We start from the raw sequence: 22145 nt of genomic DNA, 5'->3' as shown, positions 1-22145 counted from the left end.
CACCGGGCGTACCTTGACGGCCGATCTGATGTTCCGTCAGGAATGAGGCCCCGAGGTGTCGTACCGGACGTACCAGAAACGAACCGCCGCGCTCGCGTTCGCCGCGGCCCTGGCCGGCTCGGCGGTGCTGATGGCCGCCCCCGTCGCCGAGGCCAGCGTGGTGAACGTCAACTACCAGTGCAAGACGCCGATCGGCGACAAGAGCGCCGTCTCGCCCATCGACATCAAGAGCGTCAAGAGCGGCAGCGGCTACAAGCTCACCATGTCCTGGCAGAAGGGCGTCTCCTCCAGCCCGGTGGAGCTCGGCAAGGGCGCGATGAGCCCGAGCGCCGTGATCAAGGTGGGCGGCGCGGACAGCGGCACGGTGGCCGTGAGCGGCCCCGCCAACGCGGCCGCGATCCCCGCCAACACCCCCATCAAAATCAGTGACTTGTCGGGTACGTACACGCCGGAGAAGACCGGCAAGGTCACCTTCACCGCGGGCGTGCTCACGATCAAGGCGCTCGGCACGACGACCACCTGCACCCCCACGAACAACCCCGGGCCGTCGCTGACCCTCGACGTCACGGCGGCGGGCGGCGGTTCCGGAAGCGGCGGATCCAGCGGATCCAGCAGCTCGGGCGGTTCGACGGGCTCGACCGGCACCGACTCCGGCGGCCAGCTCCCGCAGACCGGCCCCGCCGACTCGGCGATCGCCCTCGGCACGCTCGGCGGCACGGTGCTGCTCGCGGGCGCGGCGGGCACGCTGTGGCTGACCCGCAGGCATCAGACGACCCGCCGCTGAGGGCGCCGCGCCCCCGTACGACGGTACGACCGTACGACCAGCAGGAGCCGCCGATGCCGTACGCCCCCGTCCTCCGCTGTGCCGTCGCCGTGCTGCTGTCGGCCGCCGCCGCCCCGGTGGCCGCGGCCGACGACGGCTGGTCCCTCGCGCCGTCGGCGAGCGCGCCGGGCGGGCGGCCGTACGTCTACGCGGAGGGCGCGCCCGGCACGGTGCTGCAGGACTCCGTGTCCGTGCTCAACCCGGGCGCGCGGCCCGTGACCGTGCGGCTGCGAGGCGCGGACGCCGACAACACCGCGGACGGCGACCTCACCGTGCGCGCCGCCGGGAAGTCCACGGACACGGGCGCGTGGATCGCGTTCGCCGGAGACCGCGGCGGCCGCCGGGTCCCGGTGCGCACGCTCTCGCTGCGGGTGCCCGCGCACACCCGGGCCGACGTGCCGTTCACCGTGAGCGTCCCGGCGGGCGCGACGCCCGGCGACCACCCCGGCGCGATCGTGGCGGGCGCCGGCGGCCGGTCCTCGGCGGTCCGGGTCCAGCTGCGGGTCGGCGGTCCCGCGGTGTCGGCGCTCACCGTCGAGCACGTCGCCGTGCACGGCGGGCGCATCTCGTACGAGCTGGTCAACCGAGGCAACACCGTGCTCACCCCGAAACTCGCGGTACGCGCCGACGGCGTCCTCGGCCGGGCCCTGGACCGCGCCCCGCGCACCCTGCCCCTCGACCTCCTGCCCGGCCGCCGCGTCACGCTCACCGAGCCCTGGCGCGACCCCCCGGCGCTGGACGCGGTCGACGTACGACTGACGGTGACGGCGGCGGGCGGGGCACGCGCCACGGCGTCCGCGTCGGTGCGGTTCGTGCCGTGGGGCGCGCTCGCGGCCACCGCAGGAGTGGTGCTCGCGGCACTGGGCGCCTGGTGGGGCGTACGACGTCACAGGCGCCGTACGACGGACGGCGGGACGAGTGAACGGCCGCGTACGGAAGTCGAGTGGACGGGAGCGGTGTCGTGAGCGGTGTCGTGAGCGGAGTCCTGAGCGGTGTCCTGAGCGGCAGGGCGCGGATGTCGGCGCTGGTGGCGGCGCTCGCGCTCGTCCTGGCACCGCTGGCGGGACCGGTGTCCCCGGCGTCCGCGGCCGGGAAACCCGGCGTGAGTCTGTCCAGGTCCGAGGCGGGGACGGGCGGTTCGATCACCGTGACCGGCAACGGATGGCGGCCGAAGGCCCTGCTGATGATGCTGATCTGCGGGCAGGCCGTGCCGTCCCGGGGGCTGATCGACGGCACCAACTCCTGCGCCAACGCCGACGGGCGGGCCGTCACCACCGACGCGCAGGGCCACTTCAGCAAGGAACTGCCGGTCACCGAGCCGCCCGAACCGTGCCCGTGCGTGGTGCACGTCGCCACGGTCACGGGGGAGAAGGCGGAGGTCGACGCGATCTTCATGGTCGCCGGGCACTCGGTCGAACCACTGCCGAAGGAGGTGGGCGGGGGGCGGCTCTCGGTGCTCACCGACACCCGCCTCGACGGGTCGAGCGGGCTGCTGACCTGGTTCGGCGCGCCGGCCTCGCGCGGGCTCGTCTTCACCGTCGGCAACATCGGCACCGCGGCCGTCAAGGACCCCGTGTTCCAGATCGGCACCTCCCACGGCGTGTTCGCGCCGCAGTGGGAGGAACAGGACTGGCGCGGCACGATCGCACCCGGCAAGAAGGCGCAGATCAAGCTGCCGGTCGAGCTCGCGGCCGGGGCGCACGGCGACTACACGGTCTCGCTGCGGTACGGCGGCAAGGTCCTCGCCGAGCAGCCCTGGGGGGTGGGCCGCCCCTGGGGGGTGACCCTCTTCTGGATCCTGCTCGCCGTGGTGGTGCCGGCCGCGGTCTTCCGGGTCGGGATGGCCGTGGTGGACCGGGTGCGCCCGCGCAGGTCGGCGGGGCGGGCGGGGCGTCATCGGAGCCTGCGCCTGCCCGAACTCGCCTCCCGTGTGCCGAGGCCGGCCCCGTTCCGCATGGCCAAGGCGAGCCCGTCCGGTGTGCCCGGAGCGAGCGCGTCCGCGGCCACACCCGTGCCACCCGGCACCGCTACGAACCCGACCCTGCCGTGGTTCACGCCGGACAACGTTCCGGGGACCGCGGCGAACGGTCAGCTCTCCGCACCGCACGACACCGGTCCGACGACGAAGGGGAACACGTGAACAGGCGACGGAGAGTTGTATCCGGAGGTCACAGAACGAGCGCGGCCGGGCTCGCGCTGATGCTCGGCGGCGCGGGCATCCTGTTGGGAGTGGCCGCGGTCCCGGCGCAGGCCGCCGAGGTGTCGTACAAGACGGAGTGCATACCGCCCGCGGCCTCCGGCCTGGGCCCCGTCGAGGGCACCACCAAGGTGGAGATCACCGCACCGGCGACGGCGAAGGTGGGCGACGAGATCGAGGTCGTGTGGAAGTTCGTCCAGGCGGCGTCCAAGAATCCGGACCTCATCGTCCTGCCGAAGGACTCGGTCAAGCCGACGGGAACTCTCAAGGCGTCCGGTGCGCAGAGCGCGGACATCGCGATGGAGGGGCCGCAGGAGAACCCGGAGATTCCCAAGGGCGGTGACATGGTGCTGTCCGACATGACGGGCAAGGTCAAGCTGACGACGGCGGGTGATGTCACGCTGACCCCGGACGCGTACACCATCACCGCCTACTCGACGGACACCAAGTGCACGCCACAGGAGGCGGTGCCGGCCGCTGCCACCATCAAGGTGACGGCCGCCGAGGGCGGTTCGACGACCTCGGGCGGCTCGACCTCCGGCGGGACGACCACCTCCGGAGGCACGGCGACGGGTGGTGACACCGGTGGTACGACTTCGGGTGGATCCACGACCGGCGGTGGCACGACGTCCGGTGGCACTACGTCCGGTGGTTCGACCTCCGGTGGTTCGACCTCCGGCGGCGACGACGGTCAGACCGACTTCGCCGGCAAGACCGTGGCCACGTCCTTCGCCTGCACCTCGCCCGGCCCCGCCAAGATCGACTCTTCGGCGACGATCAACGCCAAGAAGAACGGCGGGAGTTACGACCTCACGGTGAAGACCGCCAAGGGCGTGATGAACAGCCCCGCCCCGCTGCCCGCGGGCGCGCTGAAGCCCTCCATGGTGATCACGGTCGGCGGCGACGACAGCGGCTCGCTCAAGGTCGAGGGCCCTGCCAACAAGGACGCCCTCAACACGGGCGACCCGGTCTCGCTCGGCGATATGACGGGCACGTACAAGCCCGGAGCGGACGGCAAGGCCACGCTCAGCCCAGGTGATCTGACGATCGTCGTGACGCTGAGTGCCGGAGCCGACCCGATCACGATTCCCTGCAAGGCGACAAAGACCGCTGTCTCACTGGAACTTGATGTTCAGAAGCAGGCGGGCGGCGTCTCCGGCGCGACGACGTCGGGCTCGGGGTCGTCCTCGGGGTCGTCCTCCGGGTCGTCCTCGTCCTCGTCTTCTTCCGGCGGAGGCCTGGCCGAGACCGGCGCGAACGACCACGGCGGGCTTCGGGCACTCGGCTTCGTGGCCGGCACGGCGATCCTGCTCGGCGGAGCGGTCTTCGTCTTCCTGCCGCACCGCCGCGTGCGCTGACGCCCCTCGCACCGTCCGCACCCCGGGGTCCGCTTGACCTGGACCCCGGGGTGCGGGTTTAGCGTCGGGGCATGCGGGTTGGTGAGTTGGCGCGCAGGGCCGGGGTGACGGTCCGGGCGTTGCGTTATTACGAGGCGGCGGGGCTCGTGGTGCCCCGCCGGCTGCCCAACGGGTACCGGGACTACGCGCCGATGGCCGTGCGGCAGGTCGAGGAGATCCGGACCCTGACCGGGCTCGGCCTGTCGGTGGAGGACACCCGGCCCTTCGTGGAGTGCCTGGCCAGCGGTCATGACGTGGGGGACGAGTGCCCGGCGTCGTTGGCGACCTACCGGCGCTCGATCAGGGACCTGTCCGAAAGGATCAGGCAGCTGACGGAGCGCAGGGACACGCTGGCGGCACATCTGGAGGCGAGCGCCCGCAGATCGATTCCGGATTCCCCGGAGGGAAACGCCCGTGCGGGGATTTCGGTTTCCCCGGAAGTGAGCGCCCCGTCCCCCGTGCCGGTGCCCGCCGACCCGGCCTGGCTGCCCCCCGGCCTGCCCCGGCCACCCGACGACGGCGGCGCCGCGCATCTGCCGGGTGGGCGGCTGCCCGACCTCGTCCTGCCCGCCACGGACGGTCGGGCGGTCGGTCTCGGAGCACTGGGGCCCGGCCGGACCGTGCTGTACGTCTATCCGCTGTCCGGTCGGCCGGGTACCGACCTCCCGGACGGCTGGGACACCATCCCGGGCGCCCGCGGATGCACCGCCGAGGCGTGCGCCTTCCGTGATCACCACGAGGACCTCCGCGCGGCCGGGGCGGCACGGGTGTACGGGCTGTCGTCGCAGTCACCGGAGTACCAGCGGGAGTTGGCGGACCGGCTGCACCTGCCCTTCGCGATCCTCTCGGACACCGAATTCGCGCTGCGCGAAGCCCTGGACCTGCCCACCTTCACCGCTGACGGGCGCACGCTGTACCGCCGACTGACCATGATCGTGAACCGGGGCGCGATCGAGCACGTCTTCTACCCCGTCTTCCCAACCGACCAGCACGCCGCCGAAGTCCTCGACTGGCTCCGGCTCCAGGACCCACAACAAGGGGAAACGGCACATGACCGCGAAGGCCACCCGCTATCTGTACCTCGCCCGCCACGGTGAGGCGACGGCCGACGAGAGCGAGCTGACCGAGAACGGCCGCCGCCAGGCCCAACTCCTGGGCGACCGGCTCCGGGACGTTCCCTTGACGGCGGTCCACCACGGGCCGCTGCCGCGCGCGGCGCAGACGGCCCGGCTGATCGGCGACCGCTTGAAGGACGTGCCGGTACGGCAGGTCGAGGCGGCCGGGGACTACGTGCCGTACGTGCCCGGCAAGGAGGAACTGCCCGCGGACGCGGCGGAGCGGCTGTTGGCGTTCCTCGAGCAGTTCACGGCTCAGGAGCGTGAGGAGGGGGCGGCGCTGGCCCGCGAGGCCGAAGAGCGGTTCACCGGGCCGGTGGACGGCACCGAGGACCGGCACGAGCTGGTCGTCACCCACAACTTCCTCGTCGGCTGGCTGATACGCGCCGCGCTGGACGCCCCGCCCTGGCGCTGGCTGGGCCTCAACCACTGCAACGCCGCCCTGTCCGTCATCCGCTACACACCGGGCCGCGCGGCCTCGGTCCTCTTCTACAACGACATGTCCCACCTGTCCGAGGACCTGCGCTGGACCGGCTTCCCGCCGGAGGCACGCGCTTAGCCCCGTACCCCCACGAAGAGGACCACGAGCAGCACGGCCATGCTGAACAGTGTGAGGACCCCGCTCATGAACGCGTCGTCGAGCGGGGTCCGCCGTCTCCTCCTCACCCGCCGTGCTCCTGCCGCAGATGCGCCCGCATGCGTACGTTCGCGTCGCTCACCGCGCTGTGGTCGAACACCGCCCGTGCCGCGTGTCGCCGTGCGGTGAGCTCCCGGCAGGCCTCGCACCCGTCGACGGGAACGGGGGAGCGGCTCACGTCGTACGTCGGCCCGGTCATGGCGTACGCCCCTCTGCGTGTCTGCCGTGCGCCCGCAACTCCAGGTCGCATTCGGCGACCTCGCCCGTCCGGCCCGCCTCCTTCGCGGCCGTCCGTTGTGTCAGCAGCGCCGCGCAGACGTCGCAGCCGCCGCCGAACGGGGGTGTCGGCGCCGCCACCGCCGTACGCGCCATCACGCCGACCACTGCGCGAGCGCCGCCTCGATCGCGCGCAGCGCCGCGGGGGTCGGGCGCGCCCAGCCGCCGGGCGGGGTCCAGGGGGAGGAGGTGGCGCTGTGGGTACGGGTGCGGGTGCGGCGGGGGAGTCGGGGGAGGGTCGTGGTCATGTGGCTCACTCCTTGGTTGCGTGGTCGCGGACATGCCTGTGCGGAGCGCACCGGGTGGATTACGGTGCGTGTTCAGGCAGTACGAGCATGCCGTGTGAGCAGGGCGAAAACGTCGTGGAAGGGCGCTAGTTCCACACCGGGCACCCCAAATTCCACAAATTCCACAGCCCGGAAGGGGAGGGCGGGATGCCGCAGAGACGGACGGTGACGAGCCGCAGCCAGGAGCCGCGCAGGCGATTCGCCGAGGAGGTGAGGGAGTTACGCGAGCGGAGCGGCGCCAGCCTGCGGCAGCTCGCGGAGCAACTGGGCTGGGACTGGTCGACGCTCGGGAAGCTGGAGACCGGGCACACCCTGGGGAGCCCCGAGGTGGCCCAGGCGCTGGACCGGCATTACGCCACGCCGGGGTTGCTGTTGGCGTTGTGGGAGCTGGCGGTGGGCGATCCGACGCAGTTCAAGGAGCAGTACCGCAGGTACATGCTGCTGGAGGCGGAGGCGCTGAGCCTGTGGCACTTCGCCGTGAGCATCCTGCCGGGCCTGCTTCAGGCGGATGGGTACGCGCGGGAAGTGCTTGCGGCGGGCGGCACCAAGGGCGAGGAGTTGGCCCAGCAGGTGGAGGCACAGGTCGGCCGCCGTGCGTTGCTGGTGGGCGAGGATGCGCCGCCGTTCCGCACCATCCTGTCCGAGGCTGTGCTGCGCACGCCGTTGCGGGACGCCAAGGCGTGGGGGGAACAGCTCGAACACCTGGCGGAGGTGGCTGAGCGCCCGAACATCACGCTTCAAGTGCTGCCGCTGGCCGCCGGGCTACACGGTCTGGTCGGTACCGCTGTGATGTTCATGAGGCTGCTCAACGGGCAAACGGTGGCCTACACCGAGACCGCGTACCGTGGTGAACTGGTCGAAGAAAACAGGGAGGTTGAGCGTCTGCAACGTGCGTACGATTCGATGCGCGACATGGCGCTGTCCCCGGCCGAGTCGCGGAAGTTCATCGGGCAGATGCTGGAGGAAGCACCATGCGATCCGTCGACCTGACAGCCGTGACATGGCGCAAGAGCAGCTACAGCAACCCGGACGGCGGCGAGTGCGTAGAGGTCTCCGACGACCTTCTGGCCGCTGCCACGTGGCGCAAGAGCAGCTACAGCAACCCGGACGGCGGCCAGTGCCTCGAAGTCGTCGACAACCTCCCCACCCCCACCCCCCTCGTCCCCGTCCGCGACTCCAAGAACCCCAACGGCCCCGCCCTGATACTCCCGGCGGCGGCCTGGGCGTCCTTCGTCACGGCCGTACGACGTGACGAGCTGCCCGCCGCCTGAAGCTCAGGGCAGTGAATACCGAAGGTCGCCGGAAAACCCGAAGGGCCGCCGCACCCATCGGTGCGGCGACCCTTCGGGGGAACGCCAGGTTCAGGCGTGCGTCAGTGCACGTCGCCCATCAGTTCCTTGACCTTCTTGCGGTACATCCACACCGCGACACCGGCGATCACGGCGAGCGTGGCCTCCAGGGCGACGATGCCCGTCTTGTTGAGGTCGACGTTGGCGATGGACAGGAGACCCGTCGTGGCGTCACCGGCGGTGACGGCCAGGAACCAGACGCCCATCATCTGGGAGGCGTACTTCGCGGGAGCCATCTTCGTGGTGACGGAGAGGCCGACCGGGGAGAGCGTCAGCTCGCCGACGGTCTGCACGAAGTAGATCGCGACCAGCCACATCGCGGCCGCCTTGTGACCGCCCTCGGCGATCGTCAGCGGAGCCAGGAACAGGAAGAACGAGGCACCGATCAGGATCAGACCCGACGCGAACTTGGTGGCCGTGCTCGGCTCCTTGCCGCGCTTGTTCAGCGCCAGCCACGCCCAGGCGAAGACCGGGGCGAGCGCCATGATCATGACCGGGTTGACGGACTGGTACCAGGAGACCGGGAACTCCCAGCCGAAGATCGTGTTCTCGGCGGAGGAGTCGGCGAAGATCGACATGGTCGAGCCGCCCTGGTCGTAGATCATCCAGAAGACGGCCGCGGCGACGAAGAACCAGATGTACGCGGACATCTTCGACTGCTCGGCGCGGTCGAGGTCCTTGTCCCGCTTGATCCGGGCGATGACCATGACCGGGATGATCAGACCGGCGATGGTGATCGGGACCAGCAGCCAGTTCAGGGTGTAGTGACCCGAGAAGCCGACGATGCAGTAGAAGACCACCGCGACGGCCGCCCACAGCGCGGACTTGCGCAGCGTCGCGGCCTTCTCCTCGGCCGACAGCGGCGTGGGGACCTCGTGCGAGCGCGGGTTCAGGTGACGGCCGCCGAGCAGGTACTGGGCCAGACCCAGCGCCATGCCGAGCGCGGCGAGCGCGAAGCCCAGGTGCCAGTTGACGTTCTCGCCGACGGTGCCGATGACCAGCGGAGCGGCGAAGGCGCCGACGTTGATGCCGATGTAGAAGAGCGTGAAGCCACCGTCACGGCGCGGGTCGTCCGGACCGTCGTAGAGGTGACCGACCATCGTGGAGATGTTGGCCTTCAGCAGACCGGAACCGATCGCGACGAGCCCGAGGCCGCCGTAGAACGTGCCGGACGACGGCAGGGCCAGCGTGAGGTGGCCCAGCATGATGATGACGCCCGCGACGGCGACCGTCTTGCGGGGGCCGAGGACACGGTCGGCGAACCAGCCACCCGGCAGGGCGAGCAGGTACACCAGCGACAGGTACACCGAGTAGATCGCGGTCGCGGTGGCCGCGCTCAGGTGCAGGCCGCCCGGTGCCACCAGGTACAGCGGGAGCAGAGCCTTCATGCCGTAGTAGGAGAATCGCTCCCACATCTCGGTCATGAAGAGAGTGGCCAGTCCGCGGGGGTGGCCGAAGAAGGTCCTCTCGGAACCGGGGGTGCCCGGAGTCACCGAGTCCTTCGTCAGGCTGGACGCCATGGTCGTTCCTTGCTGGTCGGGACGCGCTGCTTGAGCGTTACGCGCCCGGTGGGGGGCGGCCGGCACCGGCGGGGCTCGACCGTCCTTCCCCACGCCCACGGGGAGTCCGCTCCGGATTGCGAAGCGGCGGACGGCGACCACCGGGATCCACGCCCGTCACGCGTTGATGCGCTCGGGCCCGGCCACAGGTCATTCCTTTCAAGGCTGGCGAACACCAGCCCGCACATGAAAGAGACCTTCAGCGGCAAGTACGCGCCAAAGGTCCCCTACTGGTGCTACAGGCGTCTGGTCACCATACGACATGTCAATGTGGCATATGGAAGGACTTGAGACATGGATCACAGGTAATAATGGAACCACGGACACCTATTCGAAGGTGCCGGACAAGATCGATTCCCACAGCCGCAGGCAAGAAACCGTACAGCCCCAGGTAAGAATTACGGTTGGCGATCACACCACAGGCGCTGTCCGCGGCGGACTACCATCACCCCATGACCCGTGTACTGCTCGCCGAGGACGACGCGTCCATCTCGGAGCCTTTGGCCCGCGCCCTGCGCCGGGAGGGTTACGAGGTCGAAGTGCGCGAGGACGGACCCACCGCGCTCGACGCCGGAATGCAGGGCGGCGTCGACCTGGTCGTCCTGGACCTGGGCCTGCCCGGTATGGACGGCCTCGAAGTGGCCCGCCGCCTCCGTGCCGAAGGCCACACCGTCCCCATCCTCATCCTGACCGCGCGCGCCGACGAGGTGGACACCGTCGTCGGTCTCGACGCGGGCGCCGACGACTACGTCACCAAGCCCTTCCGCCTCGCCGAACTGCTCGCCCGTGTCCGGGCCCTCCTGCGGCGCGGCGCCGCGGAGCCGCAGCAGCCGCCCGCCACCCACGGGGTGCGCATCGACGTCGAGTCGCACCGGGCCTGGATGGGCGACGAGGAACTCCAGCTCACGGCGAAGGAGTTCGACCTGCTGCGGGTCCTCGTCCGTGACGCCGGCCGGGTCGTCACGCGCGACCAGCTGATGCGCGAGGTCTGGGACACCACGTGGTGGTCGTCCACCAAGACCCTCGACATGCACATCTCCTGGCTCCGCAAGAAGCTCGGCGACGACGCGGCGAACCCCCGCTACATCGCGACGGTACGAGGAGTCGGCTTCCGCTTCGAAAAGAGCTGAGGCCGCGCGGGGGCGGGTGCGGGGGGACAGGGGGCGGCTCCGGGCGGGCCGGGGATGCGGGGCGAAGCCCCGCCCCAGGGGCGCGGGGAACTGCGCGCCCAGCCCCCACCGGCCCGCAGCGAAAGAGAACCCCGGGCTACCCGAGCGCCTCCCCTGTCCCAGCTCGGCGCAGCGTCAAGGCACACTGGTCCACGTACAGCCACCCGCCCGGAGGACCCCGTGCGTCGCCGTCTCATCCAGTCCACGCTCGCCGTCGTGCTCGTCGTGATCGGCGTCTTCGGCGTGTCCCTCGTGATCGTCGAGACCCGCACGATCAGCAACAGCGCCCAGGAACGCGTGGACTCCGAGGCCCTGCGCCTGGCCAGCATCGTCGACAGCCGCATCCTCGGCGACGAGCACATCAACGCGGAGATCCTCAAGAACCAGATCGCGGAAGACCGGTACGCCGTGATCCGCATCCCCGGCCAGGCCCCCGTCGAGCTCGGCCTCCAGCCCAGCGGTGACGTCATCCACTCCACGGCCAAGGGCGAGGAGGGCGAGACGGTCACCGTCCAGGAGCCCCGCTCGGCCGTGACGCGCGAGGTCGGCCGCACCCTCCTGATCATCGCCGCGGTCGCGCTGCTCGCGATCGTCGCCGCCGTCCTGCTGGCCGTACGGCAGGCCAACCGCCTCGCCTCCCCGCTCACCGACCTCGCGGAGACCGCGGAGCGGCTCGGTTCGGGCGACCCCCGCCCGCGCCACAAGCGCTACGGCGTCCCGGAGCTGGACCGTGTCGCCGACGTCCTCGACGGCAGCGCGGAGCGGATCGCACGGATGCTCACCGCCGAGCGCCGCCTCGCCGCGGACGCCTCCCACCAGCTCCGTACGCCGCTGACGGCCCTCTCCATGCGCCTGGAGGAAATCACCCTCACGGATGACCCGGACAACGTGAAGGAGGAGGCGACGATTGCCCTGACCCAGGTCGAGCGCCTCACGGACGTGGTGGAGCGGCTGCTTACCAACGCCCGTGACCCCCGTACCGGCTCCGCCGTCACCTTCGACCTCGACGAGGTAATCAAGCAGCAGCTGGAGGAGTGGCGCCCGGCCTACCGCAGCGCGGGCCGCGCCGTCGTCAGCTCGGGCAAGCGGCATCTGCAGGCCGTCGGCACCCCGGGCGCGGTCGCCCAGGTACTGGCCGCGCTCATCGAGAACTCGCTCATGCACGGGGGCGGCACGGTCGCCCTGCGCACCCGTGTCACGGGCAACCAGGCCGTCGTGGAGGTCACGGACGAGGGCCCCGGTGTCCCCACCGACCTGGGCGCCCGCATCTTCGAGCGCACGATCAGCGGCCGCAACTCCACGGGCATCGGCCTCGCGGTCGCCCGCGACCTCGCGGAGGCGGACGGGGGACGTCTGGAGATGCTCCAGGCACAGCCGCCGGTGTTCGGCCTGTTCCTCTCCCGCACCCCGCTGAAGAGACCACCACGGGTGGAGGACGACGAGGAACGAACGGTCAGGTAGCCCTGTCGGGCAGCCCCCGGGGGCTCAGTTCGCCCGCGCCCGTGCCCGGGACCGCCGAGGCTCCGGCTCCTCGTCGAGGATCGCCTCCGCGCTCTCCAGGACCTCACGCGCCTCGTCCGGGGCCGTGCGGAACACCCACGTGCGGTACGACCAGAACCGGAACAGCGTCGCGATGCCGATGCCGAGGAACTTGAAGATGTTGCTCTGCAGCGGGCTGTCCCAGCCGAACCCGTACGTCGCCACGTACAGCACACCGTTCTCGATGACCAGCCCCACCGCGCTGAACAGCACGAAGAGGCCCATCTCCTTGGTGCGGCCGCCCCGGTCGCGGTCCCGGTACGTGAAGTAGCGGAACCCGATGTAGTTGAAGACGATTGCGACGATCGTGGCGATGACGCTCGCCCGCACGACCTGCAGCCCGGTCGCGCTGCGCACCAGGTTGAAGGTCACCAGGTTGACGAGAAGCCCCGCTCCGCCGACCGCCCCGAACTTCGCGATCTCCCGGGACAACTGGTCGAACCGGCGGCGAACCCCGCTGCGGGGCCGTACATGAAGCCCCGAAGAAGCACTGCCCATGGTGTCGCCAGCCCCCGTAGGTCGGACATCGGTCGAAAAATTCAACCCAGCCACTCTAACCAGCGGGCCGCCCTCGTGCCTGTGGAGGGCCTCACGGGACCGGAAAGAGCGGGTCACAGCGAGGGAAAACCCGGGCCGCGGCCGGGATCACAGCCGGGGCCACGCCGGGGCCACGCCGTGATCACGCCGGAATCACTGCCGGACCGCGGGCGCGGAAACCGGCCCCCATGGCGCGACCGATACCCTTGCAGCGTGACGTTCCCGGTAGTCGGCATGGTCGGCGGGGGCCAGCTCGCTCGTATGACACACGAGGCGGGCATCCCGCTCGGCATCAAGTTCAAGCTCCTCAGTGACACCCCTCAGGATTCCGCGGCGCAGGTCGTCGGCGATGTCGTCATCGGCGACTACCGCGACCTCGACACGCTGCGTGAGTTCGCGCGGGGCTGCGATGTGATCACCTTCGATCACGAACACGTACCCACCGAGCATCTGCGTGCCCTGGAGGCGGACGGCATCCCCGTCCGCCCCGGCCCGGACGCGCTCGTGCACGCCCAGGACAAGGGCGTGATGCGCGCGAAGCTCGACGAGATCGGTGTGCCGTGCCCACGGCACCGGATCGTGACCGACGTCGAGGACGTGGCCGCGTTCGCGGCGGAGGGCCTCGCCGAAGGGGCAGGGGGTGACGGTTTCCCGATCATCCTCAAGACGGTCCGCGGCGGCTACGACGGCAAGGGCGTCTGGTTCGTCCGGTCGATCGAGGACGCGGCCGAGCCCTTCCGGGCCGGCGTGCCCGTCCTCGCCGAGGAGAAGGTCGACTTCGTACGGGAACTCGCGGCGAACGTCGTCCGCTCCCCGCACGGTCAGGCGGTCGCGTACCCGGTGGTCGAGTCCCAGCAGGTCAACGGCGTCTGCGACACGGTGATCGCCCCCGCGCCCGGCATACCGGACGAGCTGGCCCTCCAGGCCGAGGAGCTCGCGCTGCGCATCGCCAAGGAACTCGGTGTCGTCGGTCACCTGGCCGTCGAGCTCTTCGAGACCCCCGACGGCCGCATCCTGGTCAACGAGCTGGCCATGCGCCCGCACAACTCGGGCCACTGGACCCAGGACGGCGCGATCACCTCCCAGTTCGCCAACCACGTCCGCGCGGTCCTGGACCTCCCCCTGGGCGACCCGCGCCCGCGCGCCAAGTGGACGGTCATGGTCAACGTCCTGGGCGGCGACTACCCGGACATGTACTACGCGTACCTGCACTGCATGGCCCGCGACCCTCAGCTGAAGATCCACATGTACGGCAAGGACGTGAAGCCCGGCCGCAAGGTCGGCCACGTCAACACCTACGGCGAGGACCTGGACGACGTTCTCGAGCGCGCCCGCCACGCAGCCGGTTACCTGAGAGGCACGATCACCGAATGAGCCCCGTCGTAGGCATTGTCATGGGGTCGGACTCCGACTGGCCCGTCATGGAAGCGGCCGCGCAGGCGCTGGACGAGTTCGAGATCCCCTACGAGGTGGATGTCGTCTCCGCGCACCGCATGCCGCACGAGATGATCGCGTACGGCGAGCAGGCCGCGGAGCGCGGGCTCAAGGCGATCATCGCGGGCGCGGGCGGGGCGGCCCACCTGCCCGGCATGCTCGCGTCCGTGACCCCGCTGCCCGTCATCGGCGTGCCGGTCCCGCTGAAGTACCTCGACGGCATGGACTCGCTGCTGTCGATCGTGCAGATGCCGGCCGGCGTCCCGGTCGCGACCGTCTCCGTCGGCGGCGCGCGCAACGCGGGCCTGCTGGCCGCCCGGATGCTCGCCGCGCACGACGAGGAACTCCTCACCCGCATGCGGGAGTTCCAGCAGGAGCTGAACGACCAGGCCACCGAGAAGGGCAAGCGGTTGCGCGCCAAGGTCGAGGGCGCGGGCGGCGGCTTCGGCTTCGGCTCCGGGAAGTGACGCCCATGGCCTCCCCCACGTCGTCCGTCACGTCCACGGCACGCCTCGACGAGGCCCGCGCCCTCCTCGCCGACTTCCCCGTCGTCGACGGCCACAACGACCTCCCCTGGGCGCTGCGCGAACAGGTCCGCTACGACCTCGGTGCCCGCGACATCGCCGCGGACCAGAGCGCCCACCTGCACACCGACCTGGCCCGGCTGCGCGCGGGCGGCGTCGGCGCGCAGTTCTGGTCGGTGTACGTCCGCTCGGACCTGCCGGGCGCGGTCACCGCGACGCTCGAACAGATCGACTGCGTACGGCGGTTGATCGACCGTCACCCCTCCGACCTGCGGGCCGCGCTGACCGCCGCCGACATGGAGGCGGCGCGCACGGAGGGCCGTATCGCCTCCCTGATGGGCGCGGAGGGCGGCCACTCCATCGACAACTCCCTTGCCGTGCTGCGGGGGTTGTACGCGCTGGGCGTGCGCTACATGACCCTCACCCACAACCACAACATCGCGTGGGCGGACTCGGCGACCGACGTGCCCACCGTCGGCGGTCTGTCGGCCTTCGGCCGTGAGGTCGTGCGGGAGATGAACCGCGAGGGCATGCTGGTCGACCTCTCGCACGTCGCGGCGACGACCATGCGGGACGCGCTCGACACGAGCTCCGCGCCGGTGATCTTCTCCCACTCCTCCTCGCGCGCGGTGTGCGACCACCCGCGCAACATCCCGGACGACGTCCTGGAGCGGCTGCCCGCCAACGGGGGAGTGGCGATGGTGACGTTCGTGCCGAAGTTCGTCCTCCAGGCGGCGGTCGACTGGACGGCCGCGGCCGACGAGAACATGCGCGCGAACGGCTTCCACCACCTCGACACCACCCCCGACGGCATGAAGATCCACCGCGCCTTCGAGGAGTCCCACCCGCGCCCCATTGCCACGGTGTCGACGGTGGCGGACCACCTCGACCACATGCGCGAGGCCGCCGGCGTCGACCACCTCGGCATCGGCGGCGACTACGACGGCACGGCGTTCACCCCGGACGGCCTCGACGACGTCTCCGGCTACCCGAACCTGATCGCCGAACTGCTGGACCGCGGCTGGTCGAAGACCGACCTCGCCAAGCTGACCTGGCAGAACGCGGTACGGGTGCTGGGCGCGGCGGAAGACGTGGCGCGCGGTCTTCAGGCCACCCGCGGTCCGTCCGTCGCGACGATCGAGTCCCTCGACGGCGACGGGGCCTGAGCGTCCAGGGCGGGGTAGTCGGTGTAGCCGTCAGCCCCGCCCACGTACATCAGGTACCGGTCCCGGACCGGGTTGAGCGGGGCGCCCAGGCGCAGCCGTCGCACCAGGTCCGGGTTGGCCAGGAACGGACGGCCGAGGGCGACCAGGTCGGCGCCGGCCGCCAGCATGTCCCGGGCGGCCCGGGTCACGGCCTCGGTGGTGAGGTCGGTCAGGACCGGGTTGCCGATCAGGACGCCGGGCCAGTCCGCGCGGATCCGCCGGTACACCGTCGTGTCCGGGTCGGCGTGCACGAGGTGCAGATAGGCGAGGTCCAGGTCCTTCAGCCGGGCCAGGAGCGCGGGGTAGAGGGCTTCGGTGTCGTCCTCCCGCACGCCGTTGACGGTGCTGCCGGGGGAGATCCGCAGGCCCACCCGGTCGGCGCCGATCGCGTCGGCCACCGCCTCGGTGACCTCCGCCGTGAACCGCACCCGCCGCCCGGCCGGGCCGCCGTACCCGTCCGTCCTGCGGTTGGTGTTGCCGGCGAGGAACTGGTGCAGTAGATGCCCGTTGGCCGAGTGCACCTCGACGCCCTCGAAACCCGCCGCGACGGCGCGGCGGGCGGCCGCGGCGAAGTCGGCCGCGGTGGCGCGGATGTCGTCGCGGGTCATCTCCCGGGGCACGACGGCGGGCCGGTGCCCCCGCGGAGTGAAGATCGTCTCCGGCAGCGGCACGGGGGAGGGCGCGACCGGGGTCAGGCCGGTGGTCGCCGGATGGCTGACCCGCCCACCGTGCTGGAGCTGCAGGAACATGTGTCCGCCCGCCGCCCGCACCGCCTCGGTGACCCGCCGCCACCCGGCCTCGTGCCGGTCGGTGTGGATCGCGGTGATGTTCGGGTACGTCTGGCCGACCGCGTTCGGTGTCGACGCCTCACCGATGAGCAGACCGGCCGTGGCGCGCTGGGTGTAGTGGGTGACCATGAGGGGACCCGGGGTGCCGTCCGCCTCCGCGCGGTTGCGGGTGAGCGGGGCCATCACGAGGTGGTGGGGGAGCCCGAGCCGGCCGAGCCGGGCCGGGGCCAGGAAGTCCGTCGTCCGTGTCATGACCGTAAGCTAGAACCTGACACTGATGTCAGATTCAAGTCCCGGACGGCGGAGGCGGAATGCGGATCGGTGAACTGGCCCGGCGCACGGGCGTGAGCGAGCGGTCGCTGCGCTACTACGAGACCCAGGGGCTGCTGGCGTCCGAGCGCACGCCCGGCGGACACCGCGCGTACCCGGAGGCGGCCGTCGACCGGGTGGTACGGATCCAGGAGCTGTACGCGGCCGGGCTGCACAGTACGAAGATCCGGCAACTGCTGCCGTGCATGCGCGACCAGGACGGCGGGCCCTCCGCGATCGCCACCCCGCGGCTGGTCGCCGATCTCACCGCGGAACGCGACCGCATCGACCGGACGATCGCCGACCTGGTCCGCTCCCGGGAGACGCTGGACGAGGTGATCGACGCGGCCGGGGACGCCTGACCGACGTACGTAGGCCCCCTTGACCTCGACCTTGGCGTCGGCCTCGCCCGCGCCCGCTTCTCCCGCTCGTCCTCAGCAGGCGCAGAGGCAGAAGGGGTGCCCCGCCGGGTCGGCGTACACCCGCCAGGTGCGCGAGCGGTCCTCGCTGTCCAGCGGCTTCGCGCCCAGCGCCAGCACCTCCTTCTCGGCCGCGTCCAGATCCTCCACCACCAGGTCCAGGTGGAACTGCTGCGAGCCGTCCGGCGCGGGCCACCGCGGCGGGACGAAACCGGACGCCTGCTGGAAGGCGAGCGCCTGACCGCCCGGCACCTTCAGGTCCACCCACGAGCTGTCCCCGGGTTCCTCCTCCACGCTGCCGCCGAGCACCTGCGCGTAGAACCCGGCGAGTGCGCGCGGGTCGGAACAGTCCAGGACGACGACACCCAGCTTGGCGAGAGCCATGACTTCCTCCGATGGGTTACCAACGACACCGACGAGTTACCTCCAGACGTCCTCAAGAGGTAACGGTTACCGCATGCTCCCGCATAGGAGGTAACGTCGCAACCATGAATGACCGTGCGCCCGCACCCGGCGGTCTGGCTCTGATCCAGTCGCTGGTGAACACCCTGGACATCGAGTCGGGCGCGGACTCGCTGGACACCGCCGAGGGCCGGGCGCCCTTCGGTCTCGCGGAGGGTGAGGCGGAGGCGGCCCGCGAGCTGCGCGAGTCGTTGCGCGCGGCCTGCCTGGCGCACGCGGGCCACCCGGCGCACCACGCGGTGACCCCCCTCGGCGAGCTGCTGGCCCGGGCCCCGCTGCACGTCACGGTCGACGAGCACGACGGCGCGGCACGGCTCGTCCCCGCGGGCGCCGCACTCGCGTCGCGCGTCGCGGCAGCCCTCGCGGACGCGCTCGTCGAGGGCACCTGGCTGCGGCTGAAGGCCTGTGAGGCACCGACCTGCCACTGGGCGTACTACGACCGCTCCCCGGCGGGCCGCGGCCGTTGGTGCTCGATGTCGGTCTGCGGGGCGCGCGCGAAGATGCGCCGCTACCGCGCGAAATAGCCCGCCCGTACGCGCGAAGTGGGACAACCGGCCGCACCGGTCGCCGGGAGCGTGGAGAATGGGTGACGACGGCGGTCCGGCCGACTGAGCCTCGGCCGGACCGCCGTCACCTGCGAAGCACTACCGGGTCACCCGAGAAGCCCCGCCAGAGCCACGAGGGACACCAGGTCCACCAGGTCCACCAGGTCCACCAGAGACTGTCCGGCCCTAGGCGGTCGGGCGGCCCATCGCCCGGTACGTCCATCCGGCCCGGCGCCACACCTCGGGGTCGAGCGCGTTGCGGCCGTCCAGGAGCACCCGGGCCGATGCGGCCTCGCCCAGCACCGCCGGGTCCAGCTCGCGGAACTCCCGCCACTCGGTCAGGTGCAGGACGACATCGGCGCCGCGCACGGCCCCGACCGCGGAGTCGGCGTACCCGAGCGTCGGGAAGAGCCGCTTGGCGTTCGCCATGCCCTTCGGGTCGTAGACGGTGACCTGGCCGCCCTGGAGGTGGATCTGCCCGGCGACGTTCAGTGCGGGCGAGTCCCGGACGTCGTCCGAGTCTGGCTTGAAGGTCGCGCCGAGCACGGCGACCCGCTTGCCGAGGAAGGATCCGCCGCCCAGCGCCTCCCGGGCCATCTCCACCATCTGGCCGCGACGGCGCATGTTGATGGAGTCGATCTCGCGCAGGAAGGTCAGCGCCTGGTCCGCGCCGAGCTCACCGGCCCGGGCCATGAAGGCGCGGATGTCCTTCGGCAGACAGCCGCCGCCGAATCCGATCCCCGCCCGCAGGAACTTCTTCCCGATCCGCTCGTCGTGCCCGATGGCCTCTGCCAGCAGGGCGACATCGCCGCCTGCGGCCTCGCAGACCTCGGCCATGGCGTTGATGAAGGAGATCTTGGTCGCGAGGAAGGAGTTCGCGGAGGTCTTCACCAGCTCGGCGGTCGGGAAGTCGGTGACGACGAAGGGCGAGCCCTCGGAGACGGGCGTCGCGTACACCTCGCGCAGGATCTTCTCGGCCCGCTCGCTGCGCACGCCGGCCACGAGACGGTCGGGGTGCAGCGTGTCCTGGACGGCGAAGCCCTCGCGCAGGAACTCCGGGTTCCAGGCGAGCTCGGCGTCCTCGCCGGCGGGGGAGAGCTCGGCGAGCGTGCGCGCCAGCCGCTCCGCGGAGCCCACCGGCACGGTGGACTTGCCGACGACGAGGGCGGGGCCTTTCAGGTGCGGGGCGAGCGTCTCGAAGGCGGCGTCGACGTACGACATGTCGCACGCGTACTCCCCGTGCTTCTGCGGCGTGTTCACGCAGACGAAGTGGACGTCGCCGAACTCCCCGACCTCGGCCCAGTCCATGGTGAAGCGCAGCCGGCCGGTGGATCCCTCGATGCCCGCCACATGCTTGCGCAGCAGCTCCTCGAGCCCCGGCTCGTACATCGGGACCTCGCCCCGCTGCAGCATCTCGATCTTCTCGGGGACGACATCGAGCCCCAGTACCTCGAACCCGAGCTCGGCCATGGCCGCGGCGTGGGTGGCGCCGAGATAGCCGGTGCCGATCACGGTGATCTTGAGGGCCATGGGTGCTCCTGGGATGAATGGGCTCGGTGCGCTGCCCGAGCATAGTCGGGGCATGTTCGGGCCCCTCATCGGGCAGGTTCCCCCCTGTCGCCAAGCTCACGTATCCCTCCCGTGGGCGGACCCCTAAAATTTGGGTTACTTAACGGTAATTAGCGTCCTTGGAGCGTGAGAGACCTTGGCCGGATCGGCTGATTTCGACCTGTACCGCCCGTCCGAGGAGCACGACATGCTCCGTGACGCGATCCGCTCGCTGGCCGAGGCGAAGATCGCGCCGTACGCGGCCGTGGTGGACGAGGAAGCCCGTTTCCCGCAGGAGGCCCTGGACGCCCTGGTCTCCTCCGATCTGCACGCCGTGCACGTGCCGGAGTCCTACGGCGGCGCGGGCGCCGACGCGCTCGCCACGGTGATCGTGATCGAGGAGGTGGCGCGTGTCTGTGCCAGCTCCTCCCTGATCCCGGCCGTGAACAAGCTGGGCTCGCTCCCGGTGATCCTCTCCGGTTCCGAGGCCCTGAAGCAGAAGTACCTGACCCCGCTCGCCAAGGGCGACGGGATGTTCTCGTACTGCCTCTCGGAGCCGGACGCGGGCTCGGACGCCGCGGGCATGAAGACGAGGGCCGTCCGTGACGGCGACGACTATGTGCTCAACGGCGTGAAGCGCTGGATCACCAACGCGGGCGAGTCCGAGTACTACACGGTGATGGCGGTCACCGACCCCACCAAGCGCTCGAAGGGCATCTCGGCCTTCGTCGTCGAGAAGTCGGACGAGGGCGTCTCCTTCGGTGCCCCCGAGAAGAAGCTCGGCATCAAGGGTTCCCCGACGCGCGAGGTCTACCTCGACAACGTCCGCATCCCCGCCGACCGCATGATCGGCGAGGAGGGCACCGGCTTCGCCACGGCCATGAAGACCCTGGACCACACCCGCATCACGATCGCCGCGCAGGCGCTCGGCATCGCGCAGGGCGCCCTCGACTACGCCAAGGGCTATGTCCAGGAGCGCAAGCAGTTCGGCAAGGCGATCGCCGACTTCCAGGGCATCCAGTTCATGCTCGCCGACATGGCCATGAAGATCGAGGCGGCCCGGCAGCTGACGTACGCGGCGGCGGCCAAGTCCGAGCGCGGCGACAAGGACCTCACCTTCCAGGGCGCGGCGGCCAAGTGCTTCGCCTCGGACGTGGCGATGGAGGTCACCACGGACGCCGTCCAGCTCCTCGGCGGCTACGGCTACACCCGCGACTACCCGGTCGAGCGCATGATGCGCGACGCCAAGATCACCCAGATCTACGAGGGCACGAACCAGGTCCAGCGCATAGTGATGGCGCGCAACCTTCCGTAACCCACCCCCGCACCAGGGACTTGAGGGGCACCCCGGCGGGGTGCCCCTCGTTCTTGTTCCCGACCGGCCCACGCGCGTGCCGGTTCCGCGCCCCTACTCCGCGCCCCTACTCCGCGTCGAACCACTCCTTCTGCGCGGCCCAGTGCCCGACCCACCCCGCGAACCCCGGTGCGGAGGTCGTGGACCCGAACTCGGCGCCGAAGGGCACGGCGCCCTCCCCGGTGATGTGCCAGATGTGCCCCCGGTGCGGGCCCGTGACGACGAGATGCCAGTTCATTCCGCACCCGTCGGTGCCCAGCACGACGGACCCGTGGTCGAAGACCCGCTCGACGACCGGATCGATCTCCTCGGCCGGCCTCGGGTCGTCCTCCCACAGCCACGCCTCCGTGAGCGGGAACGGCCGGCTCAGGTCGCGCCCCTGCCCGTCGTCGCCCCAGTCCTCGGGCAGCTCGGCCAGGGACACCAGCCCGTACTCCGGCGGCCCGGAGTACGACCCGTCGGTCAGCTCGGCGACGAACGTCCGGTACGGCTCGGGCAGCACGATGCCCTGCTCCGCCTCGAAGGCGTGCACCGCCGTCCAGCCGAGCGCCGACTCCCCGCCGTCGTCCAGGTCGAACGCCGCCCGCAGCGCCGCGAGTTCCGCCGTGGTGGCCTGATCGTTGTTCATGCCGTCATGGATACCAGCCGGCTCCGACAGTGCCCGGTGCGGTG

At 71.0% G+C, this 22145-nt stretch carries 25 protein-coding genes; 16 read left to right on the top strand and 9 right to left on the bottom strand.

Annotated features, from left to right (window positions below; all coding sequences use genetic code 11):
- Positions 1 to 55 precede the first annotated feature (55 nt).
- From AQJ27_RS31920 to AQJ27_RS31895, 6 genes are all read left to right on the top strand, one after another.
- The gene (locus AQJ27_RS31920) at positions 56 to 784 is read left to right on the top strand and encodes an LPXTG cell wall anchor domain-containing protein (RefSeq protein ID WP_067376095.1); all 729 of its coding nucleotides are present in this window, start codon (positions 56 to 58) and stop codon (positions 782 to 784) included.
- Positions 785 to 837: 53 nt separating this feature from the next.
- Positions 838 to 1788 carry a COG1470 family protein gene (locus AQJ27_RS31915; protein ID WP_067376093.1) on the top strand — a complete coding sequence of 317 codons (951 nt, stop codon included), beginning with the start codon at positions 838 to 840 and terminating at the stop codon, positions 1786 to 1788.
- A gap of 50 nt (positions 1789 to 1838) precedes the next feature.
- Positions 1839 to 2963, top strand: coding sequence for a hypothetical protein (locus tag AQJ27_RS31910; protein ID WP_067376515.1), 1125 nt, complete (start codon positions 1839 to 1841; stop codon positions 2961 to 2963).
- 59 nt (positions 2964 to 3022) lie between these two features.
- Positions 3023 to 4378: a hypothetical protein gene (locus tag AQJ27_RS31905; protein WP_067376091.1), complete on the top strand. Its 1356-nt coding sequence runs from the start codon at positions 3023 to 3025 to the stop codon at positions 4376 to 4378.
- 71 nt (positions 4379 to 4449) lie between these two features.
- On the top strand, positions 4450 to 5514 hold the full coding sequence (locus AQJ27_RS31900; protein ID WP_067376089.1) for a MerR family transcriptional regulator: 1065 nt from the start codon (positions 4450 to 4452) through the stop codon (positions 5512 to 5514).
- A complete protein-coding gene (locus AQJ27_RS31895; RefSeq protein ID WP_067376087.1) occupies positions 5468 to 6091 on the top strand; it encodes a histidine phosphatase family protein in 624 nt (207 codons plus the stop codon). The genes AQJ27_RS31900 and AQJ27_RS31895 overlap by 47 nt, the downstream gene beginning before the upstream one ends.
- A 103-nt stretch (positions 6092 to 6194) precedes the next feature.
- Here the strand turns inward: AQJ27_RS31895 and AQJ27_RS56555 are convergent, their stop codons facing one another.
- From AQJ27_RS56555 to AQJ27_RS56550, 3 genes are read right to left on the bottom strand one after another with little or no spacing between them, the layout of a single operon-like run.
- A complete protein-coding gene (locus tag AQJ27_RS56555; protein WP_159064435.1) occupies positions 6195 to 6368 on the bottom strand; it encodes a hypothetical protein in 174 nt (57 codons plus the stop codon).
- On the bottom strand, positions 6365 to 6544 hold the full coding sequence (locus AQJ27_RS31890) for a hypothetical protein (RefSeq protein WP_162489352.1): 180 nt from the start codon (positions 6542 to 6544) through the stop codon (positions 6365 to 6367). Before AQJ27_RS31890 ends, AQJ27_RS56555 begins: the two co-directional genes overlap by 4 nt.
- Entirely contained in the window at positions 6541 to 6693 is a 153-nt protein-coding gene (locus tag AQJ27_RS56550) for a hypothetical protein (protein ID WP_159064433.1), read from the bottom strand. The genes AQJ27_RS31890 and AQJ27_RS56550 overlap by 4 nt, the downstream gene beginning before the upstream one ends.
- Before the next feature lie 186 nt (positions 6694 to 6879).
- On the opposite strand from AQJ27_RS56550, the gene AQJ27_RS31885 reads away from it, so the two are divergent.
- Positions 6880 to 7722, top strand: a complete 843-nt coding sequence (locus AQJ27_RS31885) for a helix-turn-helix domain-containing protein (RefSeq protein WP_067376083.1) — start codon at positions 6880 to 6882, stop codon at positions 7720 to 7722.
- Positions 7704 to 8003: a DUF397 domain-containing protein gene (locus AQJ27_RS31880; RefSeq protein WP_067376081.1), complete on the top strand. Its 300-nt coding sequence runs from the start codon at positions 7704 to 7706 to the stop codon at positions 8001 to 8003. Before AQJ27_RS31885 ends, AQJ27_RS31880 begins: the two co-directional genes overlap by 19 nt.
- Before the next feature lie 101 nt (positions 8004 to 8104).
- Here the strand turns inward: AQJ27_RS31880 and AQJ27_RS31875 are convergent, their stop codons facing one another.
- Positions 8105 to 9601, bottom strand: coding sequence for an oligopeptide:H+ symporter (locus AQJ27_RS31875; RefSeq protein WP_067376079.1), 1497 nt, complete (start codon positions 9599 to 9601; stop codon positions 8105 to 8107).
- Positions 9602 to 10092: 491 nt separating this feature from the next.
- Here AQJ27_RS31875 and AQJ27_RS31870 point away from each other — a divergent pair, with 491 nt between their 5' ends.
- Both AQJ27_RS31870 and AQJ27_RS31865 read left to right on the top strand, forming a co-directional pair.
- Positions 10093 to 10770 carry a response regulator transcription factor gene (locus AQJ27_RS31870; RefSeq protein ID WP_018566970.1) on the top strand — a complete coding sequence of 226 codons (678 nt, stop codon included), beginning with the start codon at positions 10093 to 10095 and terminating at the stop codon, positions 10768 to 10770.
- 219 nt (positions 10771 to 10989) lie between these two features.
- The gene (locus tag AQJ27_RS31865; protein ID WP_067376077.1) at positions 10990 to 12270 is read left to right on the top strand and encodes an ATP-binding protein; all 1281 of its coding nucleotides are present in this window, start codon (positions 10990 to 10992) and stop codon (positions 12268 to 12270) included.
- A gap of 24 nt (positions 12271 to 12294) precedes the next feature.
- On the opposite strand, the gene AQJ27_RS31860 is transcribed toward AQJ27_RS31865, so the two are convergent.
- On the bottom strand, positions 12295 to 12846 hold the full coding sequence (locus AQJ27_RS31860) for a GtrA family protein (RefSeq protein WP_067376075.1): 552 nt from the start codon (positions 12844 to 12846) through the stop codon (positions 12295 to 12297).
- A gap of 252 nt (positions 12847 to 13098) precedes the next feature.
- Between AQJ27_RS31860 and AQJ27_RS31855 the strand changes: the two genes are divergently transcribed.
- Genes AQJ27_RS31855 through AQJ27_RS31845 form a run of 3 tightly spaced genes read left to right on the top strand, consistent with a single transcriptional unit; the run spans position 13099 to position 16009 of the window.
- Positions 13099 to 14259, top strand: coding sequence for a 5-(carboxyamino)imidazole ribonucleotide synthase (locus tag AQJ27_RS31855; RefSeq protein WP_096240110.1), 1161 nt, complete (start codon positions 13099 to 13101; stop codon positions 14257 to 14259).
- Positions 14256 to 14786 (top strand): 5-(carboxyamino)imidazole ribonucleotide mutase, encoded by a 531-nt coding sequence (gene purE / locus AQJ27_RS31850; protein ID WP_079065408.1) that lies wholly within the window; start codon positions 14256 to 14258, stop codon positions 14784 to 14786. The genes AQJ27_RS31855 and purE overlap by 4 nt, the downstream gene beginning before the upstream one ends.
- A 5-nt stretch (positions 14787 to 14791) precedes the next feature.
- Positions 14792 to 16009: a dipeptidase gene (locus AQJ27_RS31845; protein WP_067376072.1), complete on the top strand. Its 1218-nt coding sequence runs from the start codon at positions 14792 to 14794 to the stop codon at positions 16007 to 16009.
- Here the strand turns inward: AQJ27_RS31845 and AQJ27_RS31840 are convergent.
- Positions 15949 to 17088, bottom strand: coding sequence for an alkene reductase (locus AQJ27_RS31840; protein WP_067376070.1), 1140 nt, complete (start codon positions 17086 to 17088; stop codon positions 15949 to 15951). The genes AQJ27_RS31845 and AQJ27_RS31840 overlap by 61 nt on opposite strands.
- A gap of 59 nt (positions 17089 to 17147) precedes the next feature.
- Between AQJ27_RS31840 and AQJ27_RS31835 the strand changes: the two genes are divergently transcribed.
- Entirely contained in the window at positions 17148 to 17507 is a 360-nt protein-coding gene (locus AQJ27_RS31835) for a MerR family transcriptional regulator (protein ID WP_067376067.1), read from the top strand.
- A gap of 72 nt (positions 17508 to 17579) precedes the next feature.
- Here the strand turns inward: AQJ27_RS31835 and AQJ27_RS31830 are convergent, their stop codons facing one another.
- Positions 17580 to 17948 carry a VOC family protein gene (locus tag AQJ27_RS31830; RefSeq protein WP_067376066.1) on the bottom strand — a complete coding sequence of 123 codons (369 nt, stop codon included), beginning with the start codon at positions 17946 to 17948 and terminating at the stop codon, positions 17580 to 17582.
- Between the two features lie 104 nt (positions 17949 to 18052).
- Between AQJ27_RS31830 and AQJ27_RS31825 the strand changes: the two genes are divergently transcribed.
- Complete coding sequence (locus tag AQJ27_RS31825; RefSeq protein ID WP_067376065.1) at positions 18053 to 18550, top strand: CGNR zinc finger domain-containing protein; 498 nt, start codon at positions 18053 to 18055, stop codon at positions 18548 to 18550.
- A gap of 207 nt (positions 18551 to 18757) precedes the next feature.
- Here the strand turns inward: AQJ27_RS31825 and AQJ27_RS31820 are convergent, their stop codons facing one another.
- Positions 18758 to 20101, bottom strand: a complete 1344-nt coding sequence (locus AQJ27_RS31820; protein WP_067376064.1) for a UDP-glucose dehydrogenase family protein — start codon at positions 20099 to 20101, stop codon at positions 18758 to 18760.
- Positions 20102 to 20276: 175 nt separating this feature from the next.
- On the opposite strand from AQJ27_RS31820, the gene AQJ27_RS31815 reads away from it, so the two are divergent.
- Complete coding sequence (locus tag AQJ27_RS31815; RefSeq protein WP_067376062.1) at positions 20277 to 21434, top strand: acyl-CoA dehydrogenase; 1158 nt, start codon at positions 20277 to 20279, stop codon at positions 21432 to 21434.
- A gap of 106 nt (positions 21435 to 21540) precedes the next feature.
- Here AQJ27_RS31815 and AQJ27_RS31810 read toward each other — a convergent pair whose 3' ends face one another.
- Complete coding sequence (locus AQJ27_RS31810) at positions 21541 to 22101, bottom strand: SMI1/KNR4 family protein (protein WP_067376060.1); 561 nt, start codon at positions 22099 to 22101, stop codon at positions 21541 to 21543.
- Between the last annotated feature and the right edge of the window lie 44 nt (positions 22102 to 22145).

The organism is Streptomyces olivochromogenes (assembly GCF_001514115.1).
Classification (GTDB): domain Bacteria; phylum Actinomycetota; class Actinomycetes; order Streptomycetales; family Streptomycetaceae; genus Streptomyces; species Streptomyces olivochromogenes.
Note: the sequence above shows the minus strand (reverse complement) of the source record. Positions and strands in the feature narration are given on the sequence as shown.

Coding starts and splice junctions, on each gene's coding strand:
- AQJ27_RS31840 (WP_067376070.1), bottom strand. CDS start 17,088: ATGACACGGACGACGGACTTCCTGGCCCCGGCCCGGCTCGGCCGGCTC.
- AQJ27_RS31885 (WP_067376083.1), top strand. CDS start 6,880: ATGCCGCAGAGACGGACGGTGACGAGCCGCAGCCAGGAGCCGCGCAGG.
- AQJ27_RS31910 (WP_067376515.1), top strand. CDS start 1,839: ATGTCGGCGCTGGTGGCGGCGCTCGCGCTCGTCCTGGCACCGCTGGCG.
- AQJ27_RS31820 (WP_067376064.1), bottom strand. CDS start 20,101: ATGGCCCTCAAGATCACCGTGATCGGCACCGGCTATCTCGGCGCCACC.
- AQJ27_RS31810 (WP_067376060.1), bottom strand. CDS start 22,101: ATGAACAACGATCAGGCCACCACGGCGGAACTCGCGGCGCTGCGGGCG.
- AQJ27_RS31845 (WP_067376072.1), top strand. CDS start 14,792: ATGGCCTCCCCCACGTCGTCCGTCACGTCCACGGCACGCCTCGACGAG.
- AQJ27_RS56550 (WP_159064433.1), bottom strand. CDS start 6,693: ATGACCACGACCCTCCCCCGACTCCCCCGCCGCACCCGCACCCGTACC.
- AQJ27_RS31875 (WP_067376079.1), bottom strand. CDS start 9,601: ATGGCGTCCAGCCTGACGAAGGACTCGGTGACTCCGGGCACCCCCGGT.
- AQJ27_RS31825 (WP_067376065.1), top strand. CDS start 18,053: ATGAATGACCGTGCGCCCGCACCCGGCGGTCTGGCTCTGATCCAGTCG.
- AQJ27_RS31900 (WP_067376089.1), top strand. CDS start 4,450: ATGCGGGTTGGTGAGTTGGCGCGCAGGGCCGGGGTGACGGTCCGGGCG.
- AQJ27_RS31835 (WP_067376067.1), top strand. CDS start 17,148: ATGCGGATCGGTGAACTGGCCCGGCGCACGGGCGTGAGCGAGCGGTCG.
- AQJ27_RS56555 (WP_159064435.1), bottom strand. CDS start 6,368: ATGACCGGGCCGACGTACGACGTGAGCCGCTCCCCCGTTCCCGTCGAC.
- AQJ27_RS31860 (WP_067376075.1), bottom strand. CDS start 12,846: ATGGGCAGTGCTTCTTCGGGGCTTCATGTACGGCCCCGCAGCGGGGTT.
- AQJ27_RS31870 (WP_018566970.1), top strand. CDS start 10,093: ATGACCCGTGTACTGCTCGCCGAGGACGACGCGTCCATCTCGGAGCCT.
- AQJ27_RS31905 (WP_067376091.1), top strand. CDS start 3,023: ATGCTCGGCGGCGCGGGCATCCTGTTGGGAGTGGCCGCGGTCCCGGCG.
- AQJ27_RS31880 (WP_067376081.1), top strand. CDS start 7,704: ATGCGATCCGTCGACCTGACAGCCGTGACATGGCGCAAGAGCAGCTAC.
- AQJ27_RS31915 (WP_067376093.1), top strand. CDS start 838: ATGCCGTACGCCCCCGTCCTCCGCTGTGCCGTCGCCGTGCTGCTGTCG.
- AQJ27_RS31830 (WP_067376066.1), bottom strand. CDS start 17,948: ATGGCTCTCGCCAAGCTGGGTGTCGTCGTCCTGGACTGTTCCGACCCG.
- AQJ27_RS31895 (WP_067376087.1), top strand. CDS start 5,468: ATGACCGCGAAGGCCACCCGCTATCTGTACCTCGCCCGCCACGGTGAG.
- purE (WP_079065408.1), top strand. CDS start 14,256: ATGAGCCCCGTCGTAGGCATTGTCATGGGGTCGGACTCCGACTGGCCC.